The organism is Enterobacter sp. ECC_219_Taxon_10, from assembly GCF_058354905.1.
Window position 1 is genome coordinate 4,646,015 of the sequence record NZ_CM178005.1, and the last position, 22,220, is coordinate 4,668,234.

The 22,220-nt window shown below is 55.7% G+C and carries 12 protein-coding genes and 3 rRNA genes; 3 read left to right on the plus strand and 12 right to left on the minus strand.

What is annotated here, in order from left to right; genetic code table 11:
* Positions 1-104 precede the first annotated feature (104 nt).
* From bcsC to bcsR, 6 genes are read right to left on the minus strand one after another with little or no spacing between them, the layout of a single operon-like run.
* Complete coding sequence (bcsC, locus tag AC4ICF_RS22110; protein WP_316380205.1) at positions 105-3,587, minus strand: cellulose synthase complex outer membrane protein BcsC; 3,483 nt, start codon at positions 3,585-3,587, stop codon at positions 105-107.
* Positions 3,569-4,675 (minus strand): cellulose synthase complex periplasmic endoglucanase BcsZ, encoded by a 1,107-nt coding sequence (gene bcsZ, locus AC4ICF_RS22115; protein ID WP_316380281.1) that lies wholly within the window; start codon positions 4,673-4,675, stop codon positions 3,569-3,571. Before bcsZ ends, bcsC begins: the two co-directional genes overlap by 19 nt.
* Positions 4,676-4,681: 6 nt before the next feature.
* Positions 4,682-7,102: a cellulose biosynthesis cyclic di-GMP-binding regulatory protein BcsB gene (bcsB, locus tag AC4ICF_RS22120; RefSeq protein ID WP_166712598.1), complete on the minus strand. Its 2,421-nt coding sequence runs from the start codon at positions 7,100-7,102 to the stop codon at positions 4,682-4,684.
* 10 nt (positions 7,103-7,112) lie between these two features.
* Positions 7,113-9,728: a UDP-forming cellulose synthase catalytic subunit gene (gene bcsA, locus AC4ICF_RS22125; protein WP_316380204.1), complete on the minus strand. Its 2,616-nt coding sequence runs from the start codon at positions 9,726-9,728 to the stop codon at positions 7,113-7,115.
* On the minus strand, positions 9,725-10,477 hold the full coding sequence (bcsQ, locus tag AC4ICF_RS22130) for a cellulose biosynthesis protein BcsQ (RefSeq protein ID WP_028014760.1): 753 nt from the start codon (positions 10,475-10,477) through the stop codon (positions 9,725-9,727). The genes bcsA and bcsQ overlap by 4 nt, the downstream gene beginning before the upstream one ends.
* Positions 10,478-10,488: 11 nt before the next feature.
* Positions 10,489-10,677 carry a cellulose biosynthesis protein BcsR gene (bcsR, locus tag AC4ICF_RS22135; protein WP_116342870.1) on the minus strand — a complete coding sequence of 63 codons (189 nt, stop codon included), beginning with the start codon at positions 10,675-10,677 and terminating at the stop codon, positions 10,489-10,491.
* Positions 10,678-10,851: 174 nt separating this feature from the next.
* Between bcsR and bcsE the strand changes: the two genes are divergently transcribed.
* From bcsE to bcsG, 3 genes are read left to right on the plus strand one after another with little or no spacing between them, the layout of a single operon-like run.
* Positions 10,852-12,414 carry a cellulose biosynthesis c-di-GMP-binding protein BcsE gene (bcsE, locus tag AC4ICF_RS22140; protein WP_491466134.1) on the plus strand — a complete coding sequence of 521 codons (1,563 nt, stop codon included), beginning with the start codon at positions 10,852-10,854 and terminating at the stop codon, positions 12,412-12,414.
* Positions 12,411-12,605 (plus strand): cellulose biosynthesis protein BcsF, encoded by a 195-nt coding sequence (gene bcsF / locus AC4ICF_RS22145; RefSeq protein ID WP_014885605.1) that lies wholly within the window; start codon positions 12,411-12,413, stop codon positions 12,603-12,605. The genes bcsE and bcsF overlap by 4 nt, the downstream gene beginning before the upstream one ends.
* Positions 12,598-14,277 (plus strand): cellulose biosynthesis protein BcsG, encoded by a 1,680-nt coding sequence (gene bcsG / locus AC4ICF_RS22150; RefSeq protein WP_316380202.1) that lies wholly within the window; start codon positions 12,598-12,600, stop codon positions 14,275-14,277. The genes bcsF and bcsG overlap by 8 nt, the downstream gene beginning before the upstream one ends.
* 96 nt (positions 14,278-14,373) lie before the next feature.
* Here bcsG and birA read toward each other — a convergent pair whose 3' ends face one another.
* The 6 genes from birA to hemG form a co-directional block, all read right to left on the minus strand.
* Positions 14,374-15,336: a bifunctional biotin--[acetyl-CoA-carboxylase] ligase/biotin operon repressor BirA gene (birA, locus tag AC4ICF_RS22155; protein WP_116342876.1), complete on the minus strand. Its 963-nt coding sequence runs from the start codon at positions 15,334-15,336 to the stop codon at positions 14,374-14,376.
* Positions 15,333-16,361 carry a UDP-N-acetylmuramate dehydrogenase gene (murB, locus tag AC4ICF_RS22160; RefSeq protein ID WP_316380201.1) on the minus strand — a complete coding sequence of 343 codons (1,029 nt, stop codon included), beginning with the start codon at positions 16,359-16,361 and terminating at the stop codon, positions 15,333-15,335. Before murB ends, birA begins: the two co-directional genes overlap by 4 nt.
* A 124-nt stretch (positions 16,362-16,485) precedes the next feature.
* A 5S ribosomal RNA gene (rrf, locus tag AC4ICF_RS22165) occupies positions 16,486-16,601 on the minus strand.
* Positions 16,602-16,670: 69 nt separating this feature from the next.
* A 23S ribosomal RNA gene (locus AC4ICF_RS22170) occupies positions 16,671-19,574 on the minus strand.
* A gap of 198 nt (positions 19,575-19,772) precedes the next feature.
* Positions 19,773-21,312, minus strand: a 16S ribosomal RNA gene (locus AC4ICF_RS22175).
* The 16S, 23S and 5S rRNA genes sit together here, the layout of an rRNA operon.
* Positions 21,313-21,664: 352 nt before the next feature.
* The gene (gene hemG, locus AC4ICF_RS22180; RefSeq protein ID WP_192984991.1) at positions 21,665-22,210 is read right to left on the minus strand and encodes a menaquinone-dependent protoporphyrinogen IX dehydrogenase; all 546 of its coding nucleotides are present in this window, start codon (positions 22,208-22,210) and stop codon (positions 21,665-21,667) included.
* Positions 22,211-22,220: the final 10 nt, after the last annotated feature.

Here is a 22,220-nt window from a genome sequence, read left to right on the forward strand (position 1 = left end):
AACTCGAAGCGCAGGGCGCGCCAGGGTGTAAACCTGGCGCGCCTGAGTATACCCGATTGCCGCGCTATTAAGAGAGACTTACAAATGGATTAAGGAAAATCCGATTACCAGTCCGCGTAAGGAATAAGCGGCTGCGGCGGTAAGTCCATATCACCCTGCCAGCCTGCAGCAGAGTAACGCACATAAATCAGCGCATGGCTTGGGGTATAGTCTTTCGCTTCCTGAATATCCACGCCCATGCCCACAAACCAGTTGGACGTGACCCGGCGTTCGATAATCGCCCGCGCGGTATAACCCGTCCCGGAGGAGCTGCTGCCGGTTTCCATCGCGCCCCGGTCAGTATAGCGGCCTGGCTCATCGGTCGGGATCAGGCTCTGGATCGGGTAGCGCAACTCGTCTTTGGTTTTGGAGTGAGACCAGGACACCGAGCCTCCCAGCTCCCAGGACCAGTTTTCCGTGCGCTTACGCCAGGTTACAGGCAGCGCGAAGGAGACATACTCCTGCGGGCTGTAGTAGCCGCCCTGCCCGAGGGAATAGCCGCTCAGATCTTTGTCGTAGTGCCAGAGCATATTGGACACGCCGACCGTCAGGCGCTCGTTGTTTTTATTGATGAGCTTGTAGTAGTAACCCGTCATCCAGCGGACGCGCCAGTTATCTTCCACATTTTTACCCGTCAGCGTTTCCGCGTTCAGGCTGGACCAGACGCCGTTCGCCTCACCTTTGTCATAGCTGATGCTCACGCCACCGCCGGTTGCGCGTACGCCGCCCCAGGTGGTGCCGGTATTGGTATCTTTTTGCCCGGCGAAGGCCAGCAGCGAACTGGAGATAGGCCGACGATGGGCGTTGACGGTATAGCCGATGGGACCTAAATCACTGCTGTAGCTGATGCCGCCCACCACGTCGACGACGTCAAAGCCCATTGGCGTGGTGCCAATATCCATCGCCCAGGTTTTATTTTGCCAGCCGACGGCGACGCTGGCGCCGCTGTCGCTCTGGCTGGTGTTGCCGCTACACGGCGTGTCGTAGCAGGTCCCCCATTTAGGATCGTAAGTCCCGTTATTGTTATCAAAAGTACCGGCATCCATGTTGACCAGATCGCTTCTGAAGAACATGCGCCCGTCAGAGAGCGGTGCGTCCACCTGGAGCATGGTGGTATGCGCTTTCAGGTCGGAATAGCCGCCCGTGCCGCTGGAGCCCCAGTAGTCGTGCTGGAGCGTGACGTTAACATCCTGCTGACGGTACAAATCACCAGCGTCACTGCGCACGCCGCGCTTCAGCCAGTCATCTTTTTCATCGTTACGCGTCAGACGAGTGAAACTGTCGTTGTCCACCGGACGCGTCGTGGTGATGCCGGACGACACCATCGCATCTTTATACGTCTCCAGCGCCTGCTGCGGCTGGCCGTTTTGCGTCTGGAAGCGGGCAGCATCACGCAGCACCAGCGCGCTTTCCATGGAGGCGGGCTGCGATTTGGCCTGAGGAATGATTTTGCTGAAGGTCTGTTCTGCGGCAGCGGAATCGCCCAGGCCCGCCTGCGCCATCGCGATCCGGCGCTGCATATTGAGCGAGAGTGGCTGGTCATTTTGCCCGGCGGGCAGTTTCGCGAGCTCGGCACGGGCGGCATCTTTGTTACCTTCCGCGCTGTAAATCTCGGTCAAACCGAGGATCGCGTCCTCGTTCTGCGGCTCACGCTGCAGGACGGCGTTGTAGGTGGTTTTCGCCGACGCCAGATCGCCACGCTGCTGCGCCCAGTCCGCCAGCGTCAGGTCGATGCGGGTGGAGGTCGGCTGCTGGCGCAGAAGGTTTTCCGCCTCCTGCTCTTTGCCGCTGTCGCGCAGACGGTTAGCGGTTTCCAGCACCTGGTTGCTTTGCAGGCGGTCGGCAAGTTCCTGAATATTGCCGTTCCACTGGCTGCGCGGCAGGGTATCCAGATGCGCCAGCGCGGCTCGGTCCTGGTCGTTTCCGGAAAGATAGAGCCCGTTGGCATAGACCTGATCCGGGTCAGACGGCTTCTGGCTGGCAAGCTGGCGCATCAGGGTATCTGCCTGGCTGCGCTGACCCGCGCTGTAGAGATCGCGCGAGAGACGATACGTTATCCAGACGTCACCGGGCGAGAGCGCCAGACGACGACGCTGGATTTCTGCCGCCTGAGCGTATTTCCCCTGACTCTCCAGCTGTTCTGCCTGGGCAGACAGCTGCTCGTTAGTCAGGCTACGCTCAATATCATCAATGCTCCGGCGCTGGCTGGCAGAGAGCGACTGGATAAACTGCGAGGCTTTCTCCGGGGACTGCGCGCGGTAAATATTGGCAAGGCCGCGAACCGCATTGCTGTTGCCGCTGTCCATACGCAGTGCCTGACGGTAATAACGTTCTGCCGCGTCGTTATCTTTACGCGCCGCGGCGGCATCTCCCAGCCCCAGCACCGCGTAGCTGTCGGTATTGTCGATGTTACGCGCCTGCTGAAAGTATCGTTCCGCCTGCGCCGGGTTATTCGCCTTCAGCGCCGCATCCCCCTGCTGGATCAGCAGCCAGTAGCGGTTAACCTTCAGTAAACTGTCCCATTTACCGCGGTTATCGCTCTGCGGATCGAGGGCAATCGCCTTTTCAAACTGTGCCACCGCGCGGGCGCGGTCGCCTTTCTGGGAATAGGCTTGTCCAAGGGCACCCACCGCTTCACTGTCGGCATGGTTGGCACTAACGGCTTTTTGCAGCTCCGCCACCGCCTTACTCCCCTGCCCGGCATCCACCGCCGCCAGCCCTTCCGCTTTCGCGCGGAACGCCGGGTCAGCGAGCTGTTTTTGCTGCGCCTCAAGCTGGGCGCGCGCCGCCGCGACGCTATCCCCGTCGCTGAATACGGTCAGGTATTTTTGCAGCGCGGTAACGCTGGCGCTGCTGGCGGGCTGGTCTTTAATCTGCTCATACCACATGTCAGACGCCTGACTGCGACCGCCGGTAGATTTAGCCATCTCCTGCAGGACCGCAAAGCCTTCATCACGGCGTCCGCTCTGGAACAGAAGCTGAGCCAGCGTCGTCTGCAGCTGCGTATTACCGGGGCTGCTGCTGTTAATTTTTTTTAGTTGGTTAATGGCCGAAGCGCGACGGGCAGGATCTTTCGCCACCACATTCCAGTATTCCGTCGCCACGTCGCCGCCCGGCGGGTTGCCGTCAAAGAGCTTGTCATAGGCGGCTATCGCCTCCTGCGTGTGCCCTGTTGTGGCGAGTAAGCGCGCCTGCTGAAGCTGCTGGCGGCCATCCGGCGTGGAAAGCAGCATCGTGTTGCGTGAGGACTGGTAGGCGCTGGAGCCCGGGGCGATCCCTTTCAGGCGATCCAGCTCTTTTTGCGCTCCGGCGTTATCGCCCTGGCGCAGCAGGTAGCGAAAGCGGGCGGCAATGACGTCAGGGTTGTTCGGATCGATCAGCTCAAGACGGTAGAGCGACTGCCGAACCAAATCCTCACGATGGGTCGATTCGCCCAGCCGAACCTGCTCCAGCAGCTGTTTCTGCTGCGGAGAGTTGACGGCCTGCGCCAGCGGCATCAGTGCCAGCCCAAGCGATAGAGTGAGTAGATTTACTGTGAACTTGCGCATTCCTGGCCCCAATCCGGTATTAATTCACCCTTAGCGGTGAAGCGAAAACGATGCTGATCCCATCCCTGACCAAAGAGAGTCAATACATAGCTGTAGTAGGCATTATTATCGGGAAAATGGTCTGCCACGCGCTGGCGCTGAACCGCCAGGGCATCGCGCTGTTGTAAAAACGGCAGCATGGCGGCAGAGAACCCGACCGGGCCATTGCCGGTGCGTTTCCCCGTCGCCACATCCACTTTCTCCGGCGGCACGCCCTGTTTGATTGTCGTTGCCGCCATCGGCTGGAAGCGCGTCAGCAGCCGGGCTTTTTGAGGATCTTTATCGCTCATCATGCCCACCCAAAGATAGACACGTATGGCGTCATAGCCCCCCACCAGCGTCTTATCCTGCTGTAACTGCCAGCCTCTGTTTTTCTGATACTGCACCCAGTCCGGCGAGAACCCCTTCGGCGCGCTTTCCAGCAGCAGCCGCAGATTGGTTTCACGCAGCGTGGTCCACGGGGCTCCGTAGCGGGTGAAATAGCTCGCTAGCTGTGGAGGAAGGTAGCTGGGGTTAAAGCGCCAGGCGTTTTCATCGGCAAAGCCGACTTTACCGGGAAGCAGCATTGAGCCGAGCCCCGGCACTTTCAACACTTCCTCGCTGGCAATGCGTTTTAGCAGCGCCTTGCCCGTTTGGGTATAGTCCGGGTGTTTCCATAACCGGCCCGCTTCGAGCAGCGACCAGGCAATCCAGACATCGGCATCTGAGGCGGAATTAGTATCAATCACCCCCCAGTTTTCTTTGTCTTTCTGCCCCCAGAGCCAGGCGGGCAGACGATCGTTGAGATTGCCGCTGGCAAGGTTATCGCGCGTCCAGGTCAGCAGCAGGTCAAACGCGTTGCGATCGTTAGCGGCCAGGGCAAAGAACAACGCATAGCTTTGCCCTTCTGACGTCGTAATTTTGCGCGTGTCACTGGGATCAATGACGCGCCCGCCCTCGCTGATGTAATCCTTTTTAAACTGCTCCCAGGCAGGCCAGGTACAGGCGGCGCGAAGCGGGAGCGCCGCCAGCATCAACGCTACAACTACACACCAGCGAATGGCTTTCATCACGTCTTACTCATCGGGGTTAAGGCGACGACGGCTGATGATACGCAGCAGACGCCACAGCACCCATGCCAGCAATACCACGCTAACCGCAGCCAGGATGGCGAGCAGAACCGGATGGTTAGACAGCGCATACCACAGACGTTCGAACCACGGCAGATGGCCGACGTAGTACACATCACCCACGCGCAGGCTGTTGACGCCGGACTCGCGGATCACCGACACCGAGCCAAACATCGCGGCGCGCTTACCGCTGTCGTTCATCGCGGTATTCAGCAGCTCATAGCCACGGGGGCTGTCCGCCAGCAGAGCTATCACGCTACGCTGATCGTTGTAAGGGGACTGGAAGCCCACCACTGCAGCCATCGCTCCCTGAGAGGTTACGGCCGTCTGCGCGCTGGCCTTGCGATCGTTCACATCCGGCATAATGCTCGGGAACTCGGTCTGACGCAGCGGCGTGTTAACCCAGGACTCAGTGGCTTTTACCAGCAGATCGATACGTTTTTCATCCTTCAGCTTATCCGGGATGGTGCCGATCACCATAATATCCGCATCTTTGTTCTGGATCTGGCTGCCATCATCCGTCAACGTGACGTTAATTGCCGGTAATCCAGTTTGCGCGCCTACGGTCGCCATGGTATCGAGCAGGGTCGTCACCTGACCTTCGTTTGGTGCTTTTGGCATCACCACAATGGATTCAGAGAGATCGGCCATGCGGCTGAACGGGAAGCCCGCGTTAGCAAAGGCACGCAGATCCGGCATCGCCAGGAAATGGTAGTACTTCGAGAAGTCTATGGTCGACTCATCGCCGATCACGACGTGGTTCTGTACCGGCTGGAAGGTGATGCAGTTCTCCACCGAACCGCCAGGCATCGGGTTCATGTACTGGAAATCAAAACGCAGCTGGTTAATCGCGCCAAGCTTCAGTGCAGGAATAGAGACGTCCGTTTTGCCGTCCAGCAGCCCCTGCAGCACCGGCAGGCGGAGCATCAGCCGGTTAGTGTCCTGGGTGCTTTGCAGGCTGAACGATTGCAGGAACTGGTTGTTCAGGCTGATATCCATGCGCGAGCTGTCTTTCGTCGCCGGCGCGGTATAGCGATAGTTGAGATTGATATCAATGCCGTTGGTGCGCAGCAGGTACAGATCCGGCGGCAGGTTCAGTGACAGGTTAATCGACGATGGTTCCAGCCCGGACGCCTGCAGCTGCTCTTCATAGGTTTTCAGTTCACCAAACGTCACGGCACGATCGGTACGCACCCAGTTTGGCGCGTCATAAGGTTTACGTGCCAGCAGCGGCTTAACCTCGTCCACCACCACGCTGTTACCGCGGAACAGGACGTTGCCCTGGGCAATTGCTTTTGCCGCCTGAACCAGATCTTTATCGTCACGACCAAAGACCACCAGCAGCTTCACATACGGGTTATCCGGGTGGCTTACCATCTCAATAGTTGGCGCTTTGACTTCCGGGTGGTCGCGCAGGAAGGCCGGACGCTTGGCGTTAGTTGCAAAGACAATCGCGTTTCTGTCCGGCATTTTGTCATACATCACCGGGAAGTTCTGACCGCGCCAGCCGGAGCGGGAGCCAAACCAGGAGGCCACAATGGTCGCCGCCAGCTGCTCGGTCACGTCAGGGGATGACGCAAACACCATTGGCAGCGTGAGCGGACGGTTATCACGCGGATCGAAGAACGGAACCGGGAATGCCGAAAGATCGTTTTTCAGCGCCAGCGGCTGGTAGGTCATCTGCAGCGAGGAGTTGCGCCCGACGTCCAGCCACAGCGTGTTGCTGGCGGGGTTTTCGCAGACATCGCGGTAGTGACCAACAAACTCCAGACGGATACGGTTAAAGTCGGTGATGAACAGCGGGTTAATCGGCACCTGCGCCTGGGTTTTCTTACCCAGCTGCTCTTTGGTCACCGGCAGAACGTCCATCAGCTCATCATTGAGGTAGACCTTAAGCTGAGACTGCGTCGGCAGAAGGGATGGCGACGGCGTATATTCAAGGTTCAGTACCGCATTCGAAACAACCTCATCGCTGCGCATACCAAATTCAATGCTGCCGTTAGGATTGACGCCGCGCAGCACCATGCTGCCCGGCGGCGGCGCGATTTGCGCGAAGGTCAGCTTCACGTCCCGCGACGGTGTGTTCTCCGCGACAACGGGCGCGTTAGCCCCCCGCACGCCCGGCATCACCTGCCCGATGACCGGGTTCTCGGCCGGGAGGGTGTTCCCCTCCGTTGGCTGGTTCGGAATGATGTTTTCTGTTTGACCGGGTGCCGCCGTGATAACCGGATCGGTTGCCTGCGCGACGACAGGTACCGTCGGCGCAGGCGTAGCCGCTGCGTTACCAGGTGCTGCGTTAGCCATTGTTGCGGGGAGTGCACTCACTCCCATTGCCACTGCACATAACCAGGAAAGTTTTGTTTTCATCGCGTTATCATCATTGTTGAGCCATAACCGGGTCCGCCTGCTTCGCCTCATCCCGCTCAGGACGACGAGGAACAAACGACACGACCCAGGAAACCAGCGAAGTAAGTGACCGGAAAATTAATTTCACCGACGACGGGGCAAATTCTGCAAGGTGACGATAGCCACGGAACCCCAGCTTCAGAATATCCAGCAGGCTTTCCAGAGGTTTATCTTCCGGGAAGCTGTCCTGCCAGAGAGCCCATGTATCCGCACGGGCAAACGTACACTGCACAAAATCAATGTGTTGCTTTTTGGTCAACGGCATCAGCTGCAGACCCACCTCACTGCCTGCCACACGCACCACCTGCGTCGGGAAGACATACTCTTGCTGGCCGCGCTTGAGCAGCAGGTTAACCTTCTGCCCTTCCAGCACTTTCGCCTGGCCGTTGATTTTGATCCCCAGACCACCGTCAGAGAAATCGTGCACCGTACAGGAGAAGAGGTGGCCATCTTCACGGGCAATCGCCGCAGGCATACAGATTTCAACGCGATGCGCGCGACGAACCTGTTTACTCTCCACCGACACCGCCACCGCGCCGCCGAGGATTATCAGGTTGTAGAACACCCAGGCCATACTCACAAACACGGTCAGGATTTCGTTTTCCGGGCCGTAGAAGTAGCGCCAGATGCCGGCGATAACGCCGACAATATTCAGCAGCACGAGGAAGATGTACGGGCGGGAGATCACCCAGTCGACGTACTCCTCTTCCACCAGACCGCCCTTCGCGGTGACGTTGAATTTACCTTTATGCGGGTTAATCAGCGCGACCATCGTCGGCGGCGCGATGTACCACGCCAGCACCGTTTCGTAGATTTCACTCCAGAAGGAGTGGCGGTATTTGCCCTGGATCTTCGAGTTCGTCAGGCTCGCGTGGATCATGTGCGGCAGAACGAACAGCGCAATCATCAGCGCGGGGGCGTAGATGATATAGGCGTGAAGGAGCAGGAACGCCAGCGGCGCGGTCAGGAAGATAAGCCGCGGGATGCCGGACAAGAAGTGGAACATAGCGTTGACGTAGCAAAGACGCTGCGCCAGCTTGAGGCCTTTCCCTATCAGCGGGTTATCGAGACGGAAAATCTGCACCATGCCGCGCGCCCAGCGAATACGCTGGCCAATGTGCGCCGAGAGTGATTCCGTCGCCAGACCGGCGGCCTGGGGGATACGCATATAGGCAGAGGTATAGCCCCGACGGTGCAGGCGCAGAGAGGTGTGCGCATCTTCGGTCACCGTCTCAACGGCAATTCCGCCGATTTCATCCAGCGGCTTACGGCGGATAACCGCGCAGGAGCCGCAGAAGAAGGTGGCATCCCACATGTCGTTCCCGTCCTGCACCAGCCCATAGAACAGCGTGCCTTCGTTCGGGGTTTTGCGGAAGCGGCCAAGGTTACGTTCAAACGGGTCCGGCGAGAAGAAATGGTGCGGCGTCTGCATCATCGCCAGCTCTTTCTCTTTCAGGAACCAGCCCATGGTCATCTGCAGGAACGAGCGCGTCGGCACGTGGTCGCAGTCAAAGATCGAGACGAACTCCCCGGTGGCATACTTCAGGGCGTTGTTGATATTACCGGCCTTCGCATGCTCGTGAGTCGGACGGGCGATATACTCGACGCCGACCTCTTCTGCAAACTGGCGGAACGCCGGACGATTGCCGTCATCCAGGATCCAGACTTTGAGCTTATCTTTCGGCCAGTCGATGCCCAGCGCGGCATAGATGGTGTTTTTCACCACGCTCAGATCTTCGTTGTAGGTCGGAACGAAGAGATCGACAGTCGGCCACTGCGTGGTGTCCTTTGGCAGCGGAACCGGCTGGCGGTTGAGCGGCCAGATCACCTGGAAATAGCCCAGAACCAGCACAATCCAGGCATAGGTCTCAGCAAACAGCAGCACCAGACCGCACACCAGGCTGACCGGATCGTCCCAGTTCAGCGTTGAGGTGTAACGCCACCAGATGTAGCGGCAGGAAACCGTCAGCGACAGCACAATCAGCATCAGCGCCGAGAAGCGGCCCGGAATACGGCGAACCAGCAACGCCACGCCCCACAACAGGATCAGGAAGGTGAACTGCGCCAGGGGATTGAAGGGTTGCGTGATACAGACCAGCGCCAGAATGAGCGAGAACACGACAATCACGCCAAGGATAAAACGCCGCAAGCCCGGATGGAGGTGCCCGAGCTCTTTATGGTTATCCAGATGGCTGGTCTTATCGCTGACGCTATCGGGCAGTTTATCCAGCCACTGGTGATAGCGTTCACGTAACTGCTGTACGCGGGAATAGCTGCGCCAGTGCGGCGTTATTTTCTCCGCACGGGATGACGTGACCGCCAGCCAAATGGTCTGAATAAGATAGCGCGCCGGATCCAAAGGCCGTGGCCGGTCGGGGTTAATATGTGGATATAATTCGCCGTGGCGTGCACGTATGCGCTGCCAGCGCGGGTGTTCGAGTGGAATGAACGTCCAGGCCAGAATCATCCAAAAACAGCCGAGCGCGGCGCTGAATGCCGGGGCACCATGCCGGCGAAAGTGCCGGTAATGGTCGCTCAAACGCGAACTGACCGGTGGGATAAGAAGCCAGCTGGCGAGTCGACTCATACCGAACTCCCTGCCGGCTCCGCCTTGCTGGCGAAGTTCAGCAGACACCAGTTAGCCAGCGTCAGGATCTCTTCTGCTGCCAGCGAGTCGCTGCGGTATTCGCCGAGCGGCTGCTTGGAGGCGAGGCATTCCGCCATCCCCTCATCGCGATGAATCACAATGGGCAGCAGGCGGCGCTGGCTTTGCAGCCACACCTGATAGAGATCGTCCTGAATTTGGCTACCGATACGTAAATCGTTAATCAGAAGATGCGCGTTTTGAGGCAGACCCTGCTGATGCAGTCGAATATGGCAGTTCGCATCCACGTTCACCACGGAAAGTACATGGTCGCACTGGGCGATGAGCTGTCGGGTCAGCGTCCCGGCGCCGTGCGGCAGATCCAGCAGGATCCACTGGTAGTGCCCCTTTTCTTTCAGACTCTGCAGCGCAAGCGTGAACTGCGAAAACAGACGCTGATAGGCGGCCTCATTCTCGCGTTCCGTGGTGGTCAGTTGGCCAAAAGGCAGCAAATCAAGCTGGGAGGTATAGCGCAGACCCGCATCCCGCCAGTCTTTGTCATCAAGCAGCGCGCGGGCCCAGCCCTCTTCGCGAGTAAAGTCGACGTTGAACGACATACGCAGCAAATTATCGGCGCAGGCGTCAATCACCAGCACCGATTCACCTAAAAGCTGTAATGACCACGCCAGCGCCGCGGTAACAGATGTGGTACCCACACCGCCACGGACGCCCTGTAATCCGAGTATGGCCATCAATGGCTCCCTTATTGTTGATGGGCGAATTCAGCTAATAACGGCCAGCGTTTAATAGCCGCGGCCAACTGTTCCCGCTGGGAAATATCGGTATAATCTATTTCAGGTAGAGAAAAGGCCTGCGCCAGCGCCAGAAAATCGTTTTGGAATGTGTAACCCAGAGTCGAATCGACTGGGGTTCCAGGTTCGTTATTATCCATTCTTATTCCATCCCTTTGAGGAAAATCGCACGCTCGGAAGTTGCAGGGCATCCTGCCCTGACAAATTTCATTTACATGCTAAATCTGATGTTCTTTAATTTCAATGTTAGGTTTATTTCTACGCTTTCGCTAGTAAACTGAGATACAGACAAATTAGACGAAAAGAGGGACATCGTGGACTCCATATTTTCTATTGGCATCCAGTCATTATGGGACGAATTGAGCCACATGCCAGTCGGTGGAGTCTGGTGGATTAATACGGATCGTAATGAAGATGCTATCAGCCTGGTAAACCAGACAATTGCCGCTCAGGGTAAGGATTCCCGCGTGGCCGTCATTAGCATGGGCGAAGAGCCGAAGAAAATTATCACGCTGGAAAGTGACTGCGGACCTCAAAAAGTACGTTTATTTTCCATGTCAGCGGAAGCGGATAGTCTATACTGTTTGCCCCGCGACGTTCAGTGCTCTATTGATCCGGATCACTATTTAGTGATTCTTAAATGCGCAAATAACACACTGCAAAATATTCCTGCCGAAAAACTGCTGTCGTGGCTGGAAAAAATCAATAAATGGGCAAAATTTCAAAATTGCACGCTATTGGTCGTCAACCCCGGCAGTAATAATGACAAGCTATTCTCACTTTTAATGGGCGAATATCGCTCCCTGTTCGGACTGGCAAGTCTTCGTGACCAGGCAGGAAGCTATCTCTACGATATTGCCTTCTGGTGCAATGAAAAGGGCGTGAGCGCCAGGCAACAGCTGACCCTTAAACCTGTTGAGGGGAAATGGCACCTGGCACAGCAGGAAGAAACCGTGGTGCAGCCGCGAAGTGACGAAAAACGCATCCTGAGCCATATTGCAGTTTTAGAAGGTGCGCCCGCGCTTTCGGAAAACTGGTCGCTGTTTGAGTCTAACGAAGCGCTTTTTCATGAAGCGCGCACCACCCAGGCAGCCACCCTTGTTTTCTCGTTGATGCAGAATAACCAGATTGAGACGCTGGCGAGACAAATTCACACCCTGCGCCGCCAGCGCGGCAGCGCGTTAAAAATTGTGGTGCGCGAAAATAATACCAGCCTGCGCGCAACTGATGAGCGTCTGCTTCTGGGCTGTGGGGCAAATATGGTTATTCCATGGAATGCACCACTGTCACGCTGCCTGACGCTCATTGAAAGCGTTCAGGGCCAGCAGTTCAGCCGCCATGTACCGGAAGACATCTCCACGCTGCTCTCCATGACCCAGCCGATGAAGCTGCGCGGCTACCAGAAATGGGATACGTTCTGCGATGCCATCGGCAACATGATGAGCAACACGTTACTCCCCGCGGACGGTAAAGGGGTCATGGTTGCCCTGCGCCCGGTACCGGGTATTCGCGTTGAGCAGGCGCTCACCTTATGCCGCCCGAACCGTACAGGGGACATTATGACCATTGGCGATAATCGCCTGGTGTTATTTTTATCCTTCTGCCGGGTAAACGATCTTGATACCGCGCTTAACCACATCTTCCCCCTGCCTACCGGGGACATCTTCTCGAACCGTATGATTTGGTTCGAAGATAATGCTATTAGCGCGGAGCTGGTGCAGATGCGCGCACTTCAGCCTGAACAATGGGTTAAACCGCTCGCAATCACGAGCGATGTAAAACCGATCCTTAATGCCAGACATGACGGACATGTTTGGCGTCGGGTTCCGGAGCCCCTTCGCTTATTAACTGAGAATGGGGAGAACGCACCATCATGAATATCAGCGATATCATTCAACTGGTCGTATTCTGTGCGCTGATCTTTTTCCCGCTTGGCTACTATGCGCGCCATTCCATACGCCGTATCCGTGATACGGCCAGAGTGATGTTTATAAAACCTCGCTATGTAAAACCAGCCGGAACACTGACACGGGCATCACACGTCAAGGCAGACCGTAAACATGACTAATTCTACCTATACCGCTTCGTCACCCTCGCCGCTCTGGCAATACTGGCGCGGCCTTTCCGGCTGGAACTTCTACTTTCTGGTGAAGTTTGGTCTGCTGTGGGCAGGCTATCTGAATTTCCATCCCCTGCTTAACCTGGTGTTTATGGCCTTCCTGCTGATGCCTCTGCCGAACATCAGGCTGCATCGTTTACGTCACTGGGTTGCCATCCCCGTCGGCTTTGCGCTGTTCTGGCACGATACCTGGCTTCCCGGACCGGAGAGCATAATGAGCCAGGGATCGCAGGTCGCGGGATTCAGTGCAGACTATATGCTTGACCTGGTTGAACGTTTCATTAACTGGCAGATGATTGGCGCCGTCTTTGTCCTGCTGGTTGCCTGGCTGTTCCTGTCACAGTGGATCCGCGTCACGGTGTTTGTCGTCGCCATTATGATCTGGCTTAACGTGCTGACGCTGGCGGGACCAAGCTTTTCTCTTTGGCCTGCCGGCCAGCCGACGACAACGGTGACTACGACGGGAGGAAGCGCAGCGGCTACCGTTACAACGGCAGGCGATACGCCGGTGGTGGGCGATATTCCAACGCAGACCGCACCGCCAACCTCCACCAATCTCAATGCGTGGCTTTCCAGCTTCTATACCGCAGAAGACAAGCGACAGACGAAATTCCCCGACGCGCTGCCGGCAGATGCTCAGCCGTTTGAGCTGCTGCTGATTAACATCTGTTCCCTCTCCTGGGCCGATGTGGATGCCGCCGGTTTGATGTCTCACCCGCTGTGGTCCCACTTTGACATCCAGTTTAAAGATTTTAACTCTGCCACCTCGTACAGCGGCCCGGCGGCTATACGCCTGCTGCGCGCAAGCTGCGGTCAGACTTCGCATAAAAACCTCTATCAACCCGCTGGTAACCAGTGTTATCTGTTCGATAACCTCGCGAAGCTAGGCTTTACGCAGCACCTGATGCTGGGGCATAACGGCCAGTTCGGTAACTTCCTGAAAGAGGTGCGTGAACAGGGTGGCATGCAGGCGCCGCTGATGGATCAGACCGGTCTTCCCGTTACGCTGCTGGGCTTCGACGGTTCGCCGGTTTATGACGATACCGCCGTGCTGCAGCGCTGGCTGCAGACCATCGAAAAGGACAGTAATCCGCGCAGTGCGACGTTCTATAACACCCTGCCGCTTCACGACGGTAACCACTTCCCGGGCGTGAGCAAAACGGCGGATTATAAAGTGCGTGCGCAGAAATTTTTTGACGAGCTGGATGCGTTCTTCACGGAGCTGGAAAAATCCGGCCGTAAAGTAATGGTGGTAGTGGTACCTGAGCACGGTGGCGCGCTGAAGGGCGACAGAATGCAGGTGTCAGGTCTCCGTGATATCCCAAGCCCGTCCATCACCAACGTGCCAGCAGGCATTAAATTCTTTGGCATGAAGGCACCGCACCAGGGTGCACCGATTGAGATCGCTCAGCCAACCAGCTATCTGGCGATCTCAGAACTGGTGGCCCGCGCCGTTGACGGTAAGCTGTTTGTGGAAGATAGCGTGAACTGGGATCAGCTCACCAGTAACCTGCCGCAAACGGCAGAAGTCTCCGAGAATGCCAACGCGGTGGTGATTCAGTATCAGAACAAGCCGTACGTTCGTCTGAACGGCGGGGATTGGGTACCGTATCCGCAGTAACTGATTTACCCCTCACCCTAACCCTCTCCCCATAGGGGAGAGGGGATAGTCAGTGGGTTATTGCAGACAGAGTTTCGCATCGTTCACTCCTTCCGGTTATTCGGCGCTTCGCAAGGAAATTTCACCACCCACCCAGGGCTTGATCGCGCCATCCTGCTCCAGAAGCAGCGCGCCCTGTGCGTCAATACCGCGGGAAACCCCGTAGATTTCTTTATCACCAATCAGCAGTTTCACCGGGCGGTTAATAAAGTTATCCAGCTTTTCCCAACGAGACAGGAACGGTGCCAGACCTTCCTGTTCAAAAAGCGTGAGTGAGCTACGTAGCTCTTTAATCATGCGCACGGCAAGAGTGTTACGATCGATAACGATCCCCGCCTCCTGGAGGTTGGTCCAGGCCTGATTCACCACGTCATTCTGGACAGTACGCATCACCATATTGAGGCCCGCACCAATGACAATTTGCGCCGCATCACCGGTCTTGCCCGTCAGTTCGACCAGGATCCCGGCAAGTTTACGATCGTTGAGGTACAGATCGTTTGGCCATTTAACACGGACCCGATCGGCACCCAGATCGTGCAGTACTTCCGCCATGACAATACCAATGACCAGACTCAGGCCAATGGCTGCGGCAGGCCCCTGCTCCAGACGCCAGTACATGGACAGATAGAGATTAGCGCCAAATGGCGAGAACCATTTGCGACCGCGACGGCCACGACCGGCCTGCTGATACTCGGCAACACAGGCATCGCCGGATGAGAGTTCGCTCAGCCGATCCATAAGGTACTGGTTCGTCGAATCAATCACCGGCAGCACCGCAACATTGCCGTGTCCAAGCTGGCTGCGGATGACGTCTTCATTCAGCAATTGAATTGGCTCCGGCAGGCTGTAGCCTTTTCCGGGTACCGTGAACACATCAACACCCCAGTCGCGGAGGGTCTGAATATGCTTGTTAATGCCGGCACGGCTCATGCCAAGCTGCTCGCCCAGTTGCTCGCCAGAGTGGAACTCCCCGTCTGCAAGGATGCTAATCAGGGTTAACGGAATGGTATTGTCCTTCACGCAATGGTCTCCACGGCATTCACTTCACCTGTGCAACCAATGAAGCGGACTTCTGGCTCCAGCCAGACGTTAAACTTTTCGCCCACACGCTGACGAACATAATGAGCCAGCTGCACAACATCATCGCTGGTCGCATCGCATTGATTAATCAGTACCAGAGCCTGCTGCTGGTGAACGGCAGCGCCACCTACTGAAGCGCCTTTTAACTGGCATTGATCGATCAGCCAGCCTGCAGCCAGCTTCACGCTGCCATCGGTCTGAGGGTAATGTGGCGCAGTGGGCCATCCTTCAAGGAAGGCTTTTGCATTTTCGCTGCTGATAACCGGGTTTTTGAAGAAGCTTCCAGCATTTCCGTTTACTTTCGGATCGGGAAGTTTAGTCATCCGCATATGGCAAACTGAGTCAAATACGTCGCGGGGGGTGACGGTAGCCGGATCGAGCCGCGTTAAATCACCGTAGGTGAGTACGGGCTGCCAGTTTTTCGACAGGCACAGGCCCACGGCGATAATCACGTAGCGATCCTGATATTCATGCTTGAAGATACTGTCACGGTAGCCGAAACGGCACTGCTCTGCCGTTAAGCGCTTAGCCGTTCCGGTCGCCAGTTCGATGCAGTCGACATACTCACAGACATGTTTCAGTTCGATGCCGTAGGCGCCGATGTTTTGAATGGGTGACGATCCGGCACAGCCTGGTATAAGCGCCAGGTTTTCCAGACCCGGCATCCCTTTTTCGAGGGTAAATTGCACCAGGTGATGCCAGTTTTCTCCGGCACCCACGTGCAGATGCCAGCTATCAGTGCGCTCTTCCACACCAATACCCATGATGCGGTTAACAATTACCGTGCCCGCGAAATCGTCGAGAAACAGGACATTGCTTCCTTCGCCCAGAATCAGTACGGGTTCGTTATTTTCTGTTGCGCTTTGCCATGCATCCAGCAGCTGCTGTGCTGTATCGGCACGTACAATTTGATTAGCATTACGTTGAATGCCAAAGGTATTCCAGGGCTTAAGGGAGTGGTTCATAGACGCTATCCTGATGCAAAAACGCAGGTAGTTTACCGTATAAGCAGAGCGTTGGGGGATTAGTTTGTGCAGCGCAGAAACGCAAAAAGGCCATCCTTGCGGATGGCCTCTTTACTTAATTGATGCCTGGCAGTTCCCTACTCTCACATGGGGAGACCCCACACTACCATCGGCGCTACGGCGTTTCACTTCTGAGTTCGGCATGGGGTCAGGTGGGACCACCGCGCTAAAGCCGCCAGGCAAATTCTGTTAATCTGTATCAAGGCTGAAAATCTTCTGTCTCTTCCGCCAAAACATCTTCGGCGTTGTAAGGTTAAGCCTCACGGTTCATTAGTATCGGTTAGCTCAACGCATCGCTGCGCTTACACACCCGACCTATCAACGTCGTCGTCTTCAACGTTCCTTCAGGAGACTTAAAGTCTCAGGGAGAACTCATCTCGGGGCAAGTTTCGTGCTTAGATGCTTTCAGCACTTATCTCTTCCGCATTTAGCTACCGGGCAGTGCCATTGGCATGACAACCCGAACACCAGTGATGCGTCCACTCCGGTCCTCTCGTACTAGGAGCAGCCCCCCTCAATTCTCCAGCGCCCACGGCAGATAGGGACCGAACTGTCTCACGACGTTCTAAACCCAGCTCGCGTACCACTTTAAATGGCGAACAGCCATACCCTTGGGACCTACTTCAGCCCCAGGATGTGATGAGCCGACATCGAGGTGCCAAACACCGCCGTCGATATGAACTCTTGGGCGGTATCAGCCTGTTATCCCCGGAGTACCTTTTATCCGTTGAGCGATGGCCCTTCCATTCAGAACCACCGGATCACTATGACCTGCTTTCGCACCTGCTCGAGCCGTCACTCTCGCAGTCAAGCTAGCTTATGCCATTGCACTAACCTCCTGATGTCCGACCAGGATTAGCTAACCTTCGTGCTCCTCCGTTACTCTTTGGGAGGAGACCGCCCCAGTCAAACTACCCACCAGACACTGTCCGCAACCCGGATCACGGGTCCACGTTAGAACACCAGCCATTAAAGGGTGGTATTTCAAGGACGGCTCCACGCAGACTGGCGTCCACGCTTCAAAGCCTCCCACCTATCCTACACATCAAGGACCAGTGTTCAGTGTCAAGCTATAGTAAAGGTTCACGGGGTCTTTCCGTCTTGCCGCGGGTACACTGCATCTTCACAGCGAGTTCAATTTCACTGAGTCTCGGGTGGAGACAGCCTGGCCATCATTACGCCATTCGTGCAGGTCGGAACTTACCCGACAAGGAATTTCGCTACCTTAGGACCGTTATAGTTACGGCCGCCGTTTACCGGGGCTTCGATCAAGAGCTTCGCGTTGCCGCTAACCCCATCAATTAACCTTCCGGCACCGGGCAGGCGTCACACCGTATACGTCCACTTTCGTGTTTGCACAGTGCTGTGTTTTTAATAAACAGTTGCAGCCAGCTGGTATCTTCGACTGATTTCAGCTCCGCCCGCAGGGGCTTCACCTACATATCAGCGTGCCTTCTCCCGAAGTTACGGCACCATTTTGCCTAGTTCCTTCACCCGAGTTCTCTCAAGCGCCTTGGTATTCTCTACCTGACCACCTGTGTCGGTTTGGGGTACGATTTCGTGTTACCTGATGCTTAGAGGCTTTTCCTGGAAGCAGGGCATTTATCACTTCAGCACCGTAGTGCCTCGTCATCACGCCTCAGTGTTAAAGTGAACCGGATTTGCCTGGAACACACACCTACACGCTTAAACCGGGACAACCGTCGCCCGGCTGACATAGCCTTCTCCGTCCCCCCTTCGCAGTAACACCAAGTACAGGAATATTAACCTGTTTCCCATCGACTACGCCTTTCGGCCTCGCCTTAGGGGTCGACTCACCCTGCCCCGATTAACGTTGGACAGGAACCCTTGGTCTTCCGGCGAGCGGGCTTTTCACCCGCTTTATCGTTACTTATGTCAGCATTCGCACTTCTGATACCTCCAGCAGCCCTCACAGGCCACCTTCGACGGCTTACAGAACGCTCCCCTACCCAACAACACATAGTGTCGCTGCCGCAGCTTCGGTGCATGGTTTAGCCCCGTTACATCTTCCGCGCAGGCCGACTCGACCAGTGAGCTATTACGCTTTCTTTAAATGATGGCTGCTTCTAAGCCAACATCCTGGCTGTCTGTGCCTTCCCACATCGTTTCCCACTTAACCATGACTTTGGGACCTTAGCTGGCGGTCTGGGTTGTTTCCCTCTTCACGACGGACGTTAGCACCCGCCGTGTGTCTCCCGTGATAACATTCTTCGGTATTCGTAGTTTGCATCGGGTTGGTAAGCCGGGATGGCCCCCTAGCCGAAACAGTGCTCTACCCCCGAAGATGAGTTCACGAGGCGCTACCTAAATAGCTTTCGGGGAGAACCAGCTATCTCCCGGTTTGATTGGCCTTTCACCCCCAGCCACAGGTCATCCGCTAATTTTTCAACATTAGTCGGTTCGGTCCTCCAGTTAGTGTTACCCAACCTTCAACCTGCCCATGGCTAGATCACCGGGTTTCGGGTCTATACCCTGCAACTTAACGCCCAGTTAAGACTCGGTTTCCCTACGGCTCCCCTATACGGTTAACCTTGCTACAGAATATAAGTCGCTGACCCATTATACAAAAGGTACGCAGTCACACCACGAAGGTGCTCCCACTGCTTGTACGTACACGGTTTCAGGTTCTTTTTCACTCCCCTCGCCGGGGTTCTTTTCGCCTTTCCCTCACGGTACTGGTTCACTATCGGTCAGTCAGGAGTATTTAGCCTTGGAGGATGGTCCCCCCATATTCAGACAGGATACCACGTGTCCCGCCCTACTCTTCGAGTTCACAGCCTGTGTGCTTTCGTGTACGGGACTGTCACCCTGTACCGTGCGACTTTCCAGACGCTTCCACTAACACACAAGCTGATTCAGACTCCGGGCTGCTCCCCGTTCGCTCGCCGCTACTGGGGGAATCTCGGTTGATTTCTTTTCCTCGGGGTACTTAGATGTTTCAGTTCCCCCGGTTCGCCTCGTTAACCTATGTATTCAGTTAACGATAGTGTGACGAATCACACTGGGTTTCCCCATTCGGACATCGCCGGGTCAAAGGTTCATATCACCTCGCCGGCGCTTTTCGCAGATTAGCACGTCCTTCATCGCCTCTGACTGCCAGGGCATCCACCGTGTACGCTTAGTCGCTTAACCTCACAACCCGAAGATGTTTCACTTCTGATTGCGAAAATTTGAGAGACTCGAACACACATAACATGTGTGTCGTTTCAATTTTCAGCTTGATCCAGATTTTTAAAGAGCAAAACTTCTTAATGCACTCAAAAGTACATTCAGAAGTTCATCATTCATCAGACAATCTGTGTGAGCACTGCAAAGGCAGGTTCTTTAAGGTAAGGAGGTGATCCAACCGCAGGTTCCCCTACGGTTACCTTGTTACGACTTCACCCCAGTCATGAATCACAAAGTGGTAAGCGCCCTCCCGAAGGTTAAGCTACCTACTTCTTTTGCAACCCACTCCCATGGTGTGACGGGCGGTGTGTACAAGGCCCGGGAACGTATTCACCGTGGCATTCTGATCCACGATTACTAGCGATTCCGACTTCATGGAGTCGAGTTGCAGACTCCAATCCGGACTACGACGCACTTTATGAGGTCCGCTTGCTCTCGCGAGGTCGCTTCTCTTTGTATGCGCCATTGTAGCACGTGTGTAGCCCTACTCGTAAGGGCCATGATGACTTGACGTCATCCCCACCTTCCTCCAGTTTATCACTGGCAGTCTCCTTTGAGTTCCCGGCCTAACCGCTGGCAACAAAGGATAAGGGTTGCGCTCGTTGCGGGACTTAACCCAACATTTCACAACACGAGCTGACGACAGCCATGCAGCACCTGTCTCAGAGTTCCCGAAGGCACCAATCCATCTCTGGAAAGTTCTCTGGATGTCAAGAGTAGGTAAGGTTCTTCGCGTTGCATCGAATTAAACCACATGCTCCACCGCTTGTGCGGGCCCCCGTCAATTCATTTGAGTTTTAACCTTGCGGCCGTACTCCCCAGGCGGTCGACTTAACGCGTTAGCTCCGGAAGCCACGCCTCAAGGGCACAACCTCCAAGTCGACATCGTTTACGGCGTGGACTACCAGGGTATCTAATCCTGTTTGCTCCCCACGCTTTCGCACCTGAGCGTCAGTCTTTGTCCAGGGGGCCGCCTTCGCCACCGGTATTCCTCCAGATCTCTACGCATTTCACCGCTACACCTGGAATTCTACCCCCCTCTACAAGACTCTAGCCTGCCAGTTTCGAATGCAGTTCCCAGGTTGAGCCCGGGGATTTCACATCCGACTTGACAGACCGCCTGCGTGCGCTTTACGCCCAGTAATTCCGATTAACGCTTGCACCCTCCGTATTACCGCGGCTGCTGGCACGGAGTTAGCCGGTGCTTCTTCTGCGGGTAACGTCAATCGACAAGGTTATTAACCTTATCGCCTTCCTCCCCGCTGAAAGTACTTTACAACCCGAAGGCCTTCTTCATACACGCGGCATGGCTGCATCAGGCTTGCGCCCATTGTGCAATATTCCCCACTGCTGCCTCCCGTAGGAGTCTGGACCGTGTCTCAGTTCCAGTGTGGCTGGTCATCCTCTCAGACCAGCTAGGGATCGTCGCCTAGGTGAGCCGTTACCCCACCTACTAGCTAATCCCATCTGGGCACATCTGATGGCAAGAGGCCCGAAGGTCCCCCTCTTTGGTCTTGCGACGTTATGCGGTATTAGCTACCGTTTCCAGTAGTTATCCCCCTCCATCAGGCAGTTTCCCAGACATTACTCACCCGTCCGCCACTCGTCACCCGAGAGCAAGCTCTCTGTGCTACCGTTCGACTTGCATGTGTTAGGCCTGCCGCCAGCGTTCAATCTGAGCCATGATCAAACTCTTCAATTTAAGTTTGATGCTCGTGAATTAAACTTCGTAATGAATTACGTATGTTCACTCAGAGACTTGGTATTCATTTTTCGTCTTGCGACGTTAAGAATCCATGTCACTTTGAGTGCCCACACAGATTGTCTGATAAATTGTTAAAGAGCAGTGCCGCTTCGTTTTCGCTGCGGCGCGGGGTGTGCATACTACGCTTTCCCGCTTCAGAGTCAAGCGTTTATTTTGCCTTTCTCTGCTGACCCGGCGGCGTGTGTGCCGTTGTTCCGTGTCAGTGGAGGCGCATTATAGGGAGTTATTCTTCAGTGACAAGCACAAAATACAAAAAACTTTTCGTTCGCTCACTTTTCAAACTTAACGCTTATTTAAGTCGCGAATCGCCCGCTAAATGCGCAATTTCCCGTGCAAAACCGGCTACCTGAGACCAGTCGGTATAAACCACTTCTTTACGCGTATCGGTTTCCCCCCCGGTCATCTTCATAATCAGGCGGATCATAAAGCGGTCATACCAGCGGTAGCGAGGGTAGCGCAGCGCGCCGGCAAAAACGGCACACAGGTCTGGCTGCCACGGCGAGCTGAGCAAAAACTTGCGCGTGTAGCTGTTGGTCTGCGGCGTACGCTTCTCGGCTTTACGGGCAACCAGATTGACCGAGTAAAACGCGCCCGGCAATTTGTTGAGTACCGCCGTGTGCTTTTTCACGAAGCGATCCAGCGCCGGATGGAAATGCCCGTAACGAATGGAGGCGCCAATCACCACGCGATCGTACTCCTGCCAGGCAATCTGCTCCGCGCGATTCAGGTTCACCACATCCGAGTAAATGCCCAGCTCTTTTAATTCCGACGCCAGATACGCGGCAATCTCACGCGTTTGCCCGTCTCGCGTAGAGAAAAGAATCAGTGTTTTCATCAACGGCTCC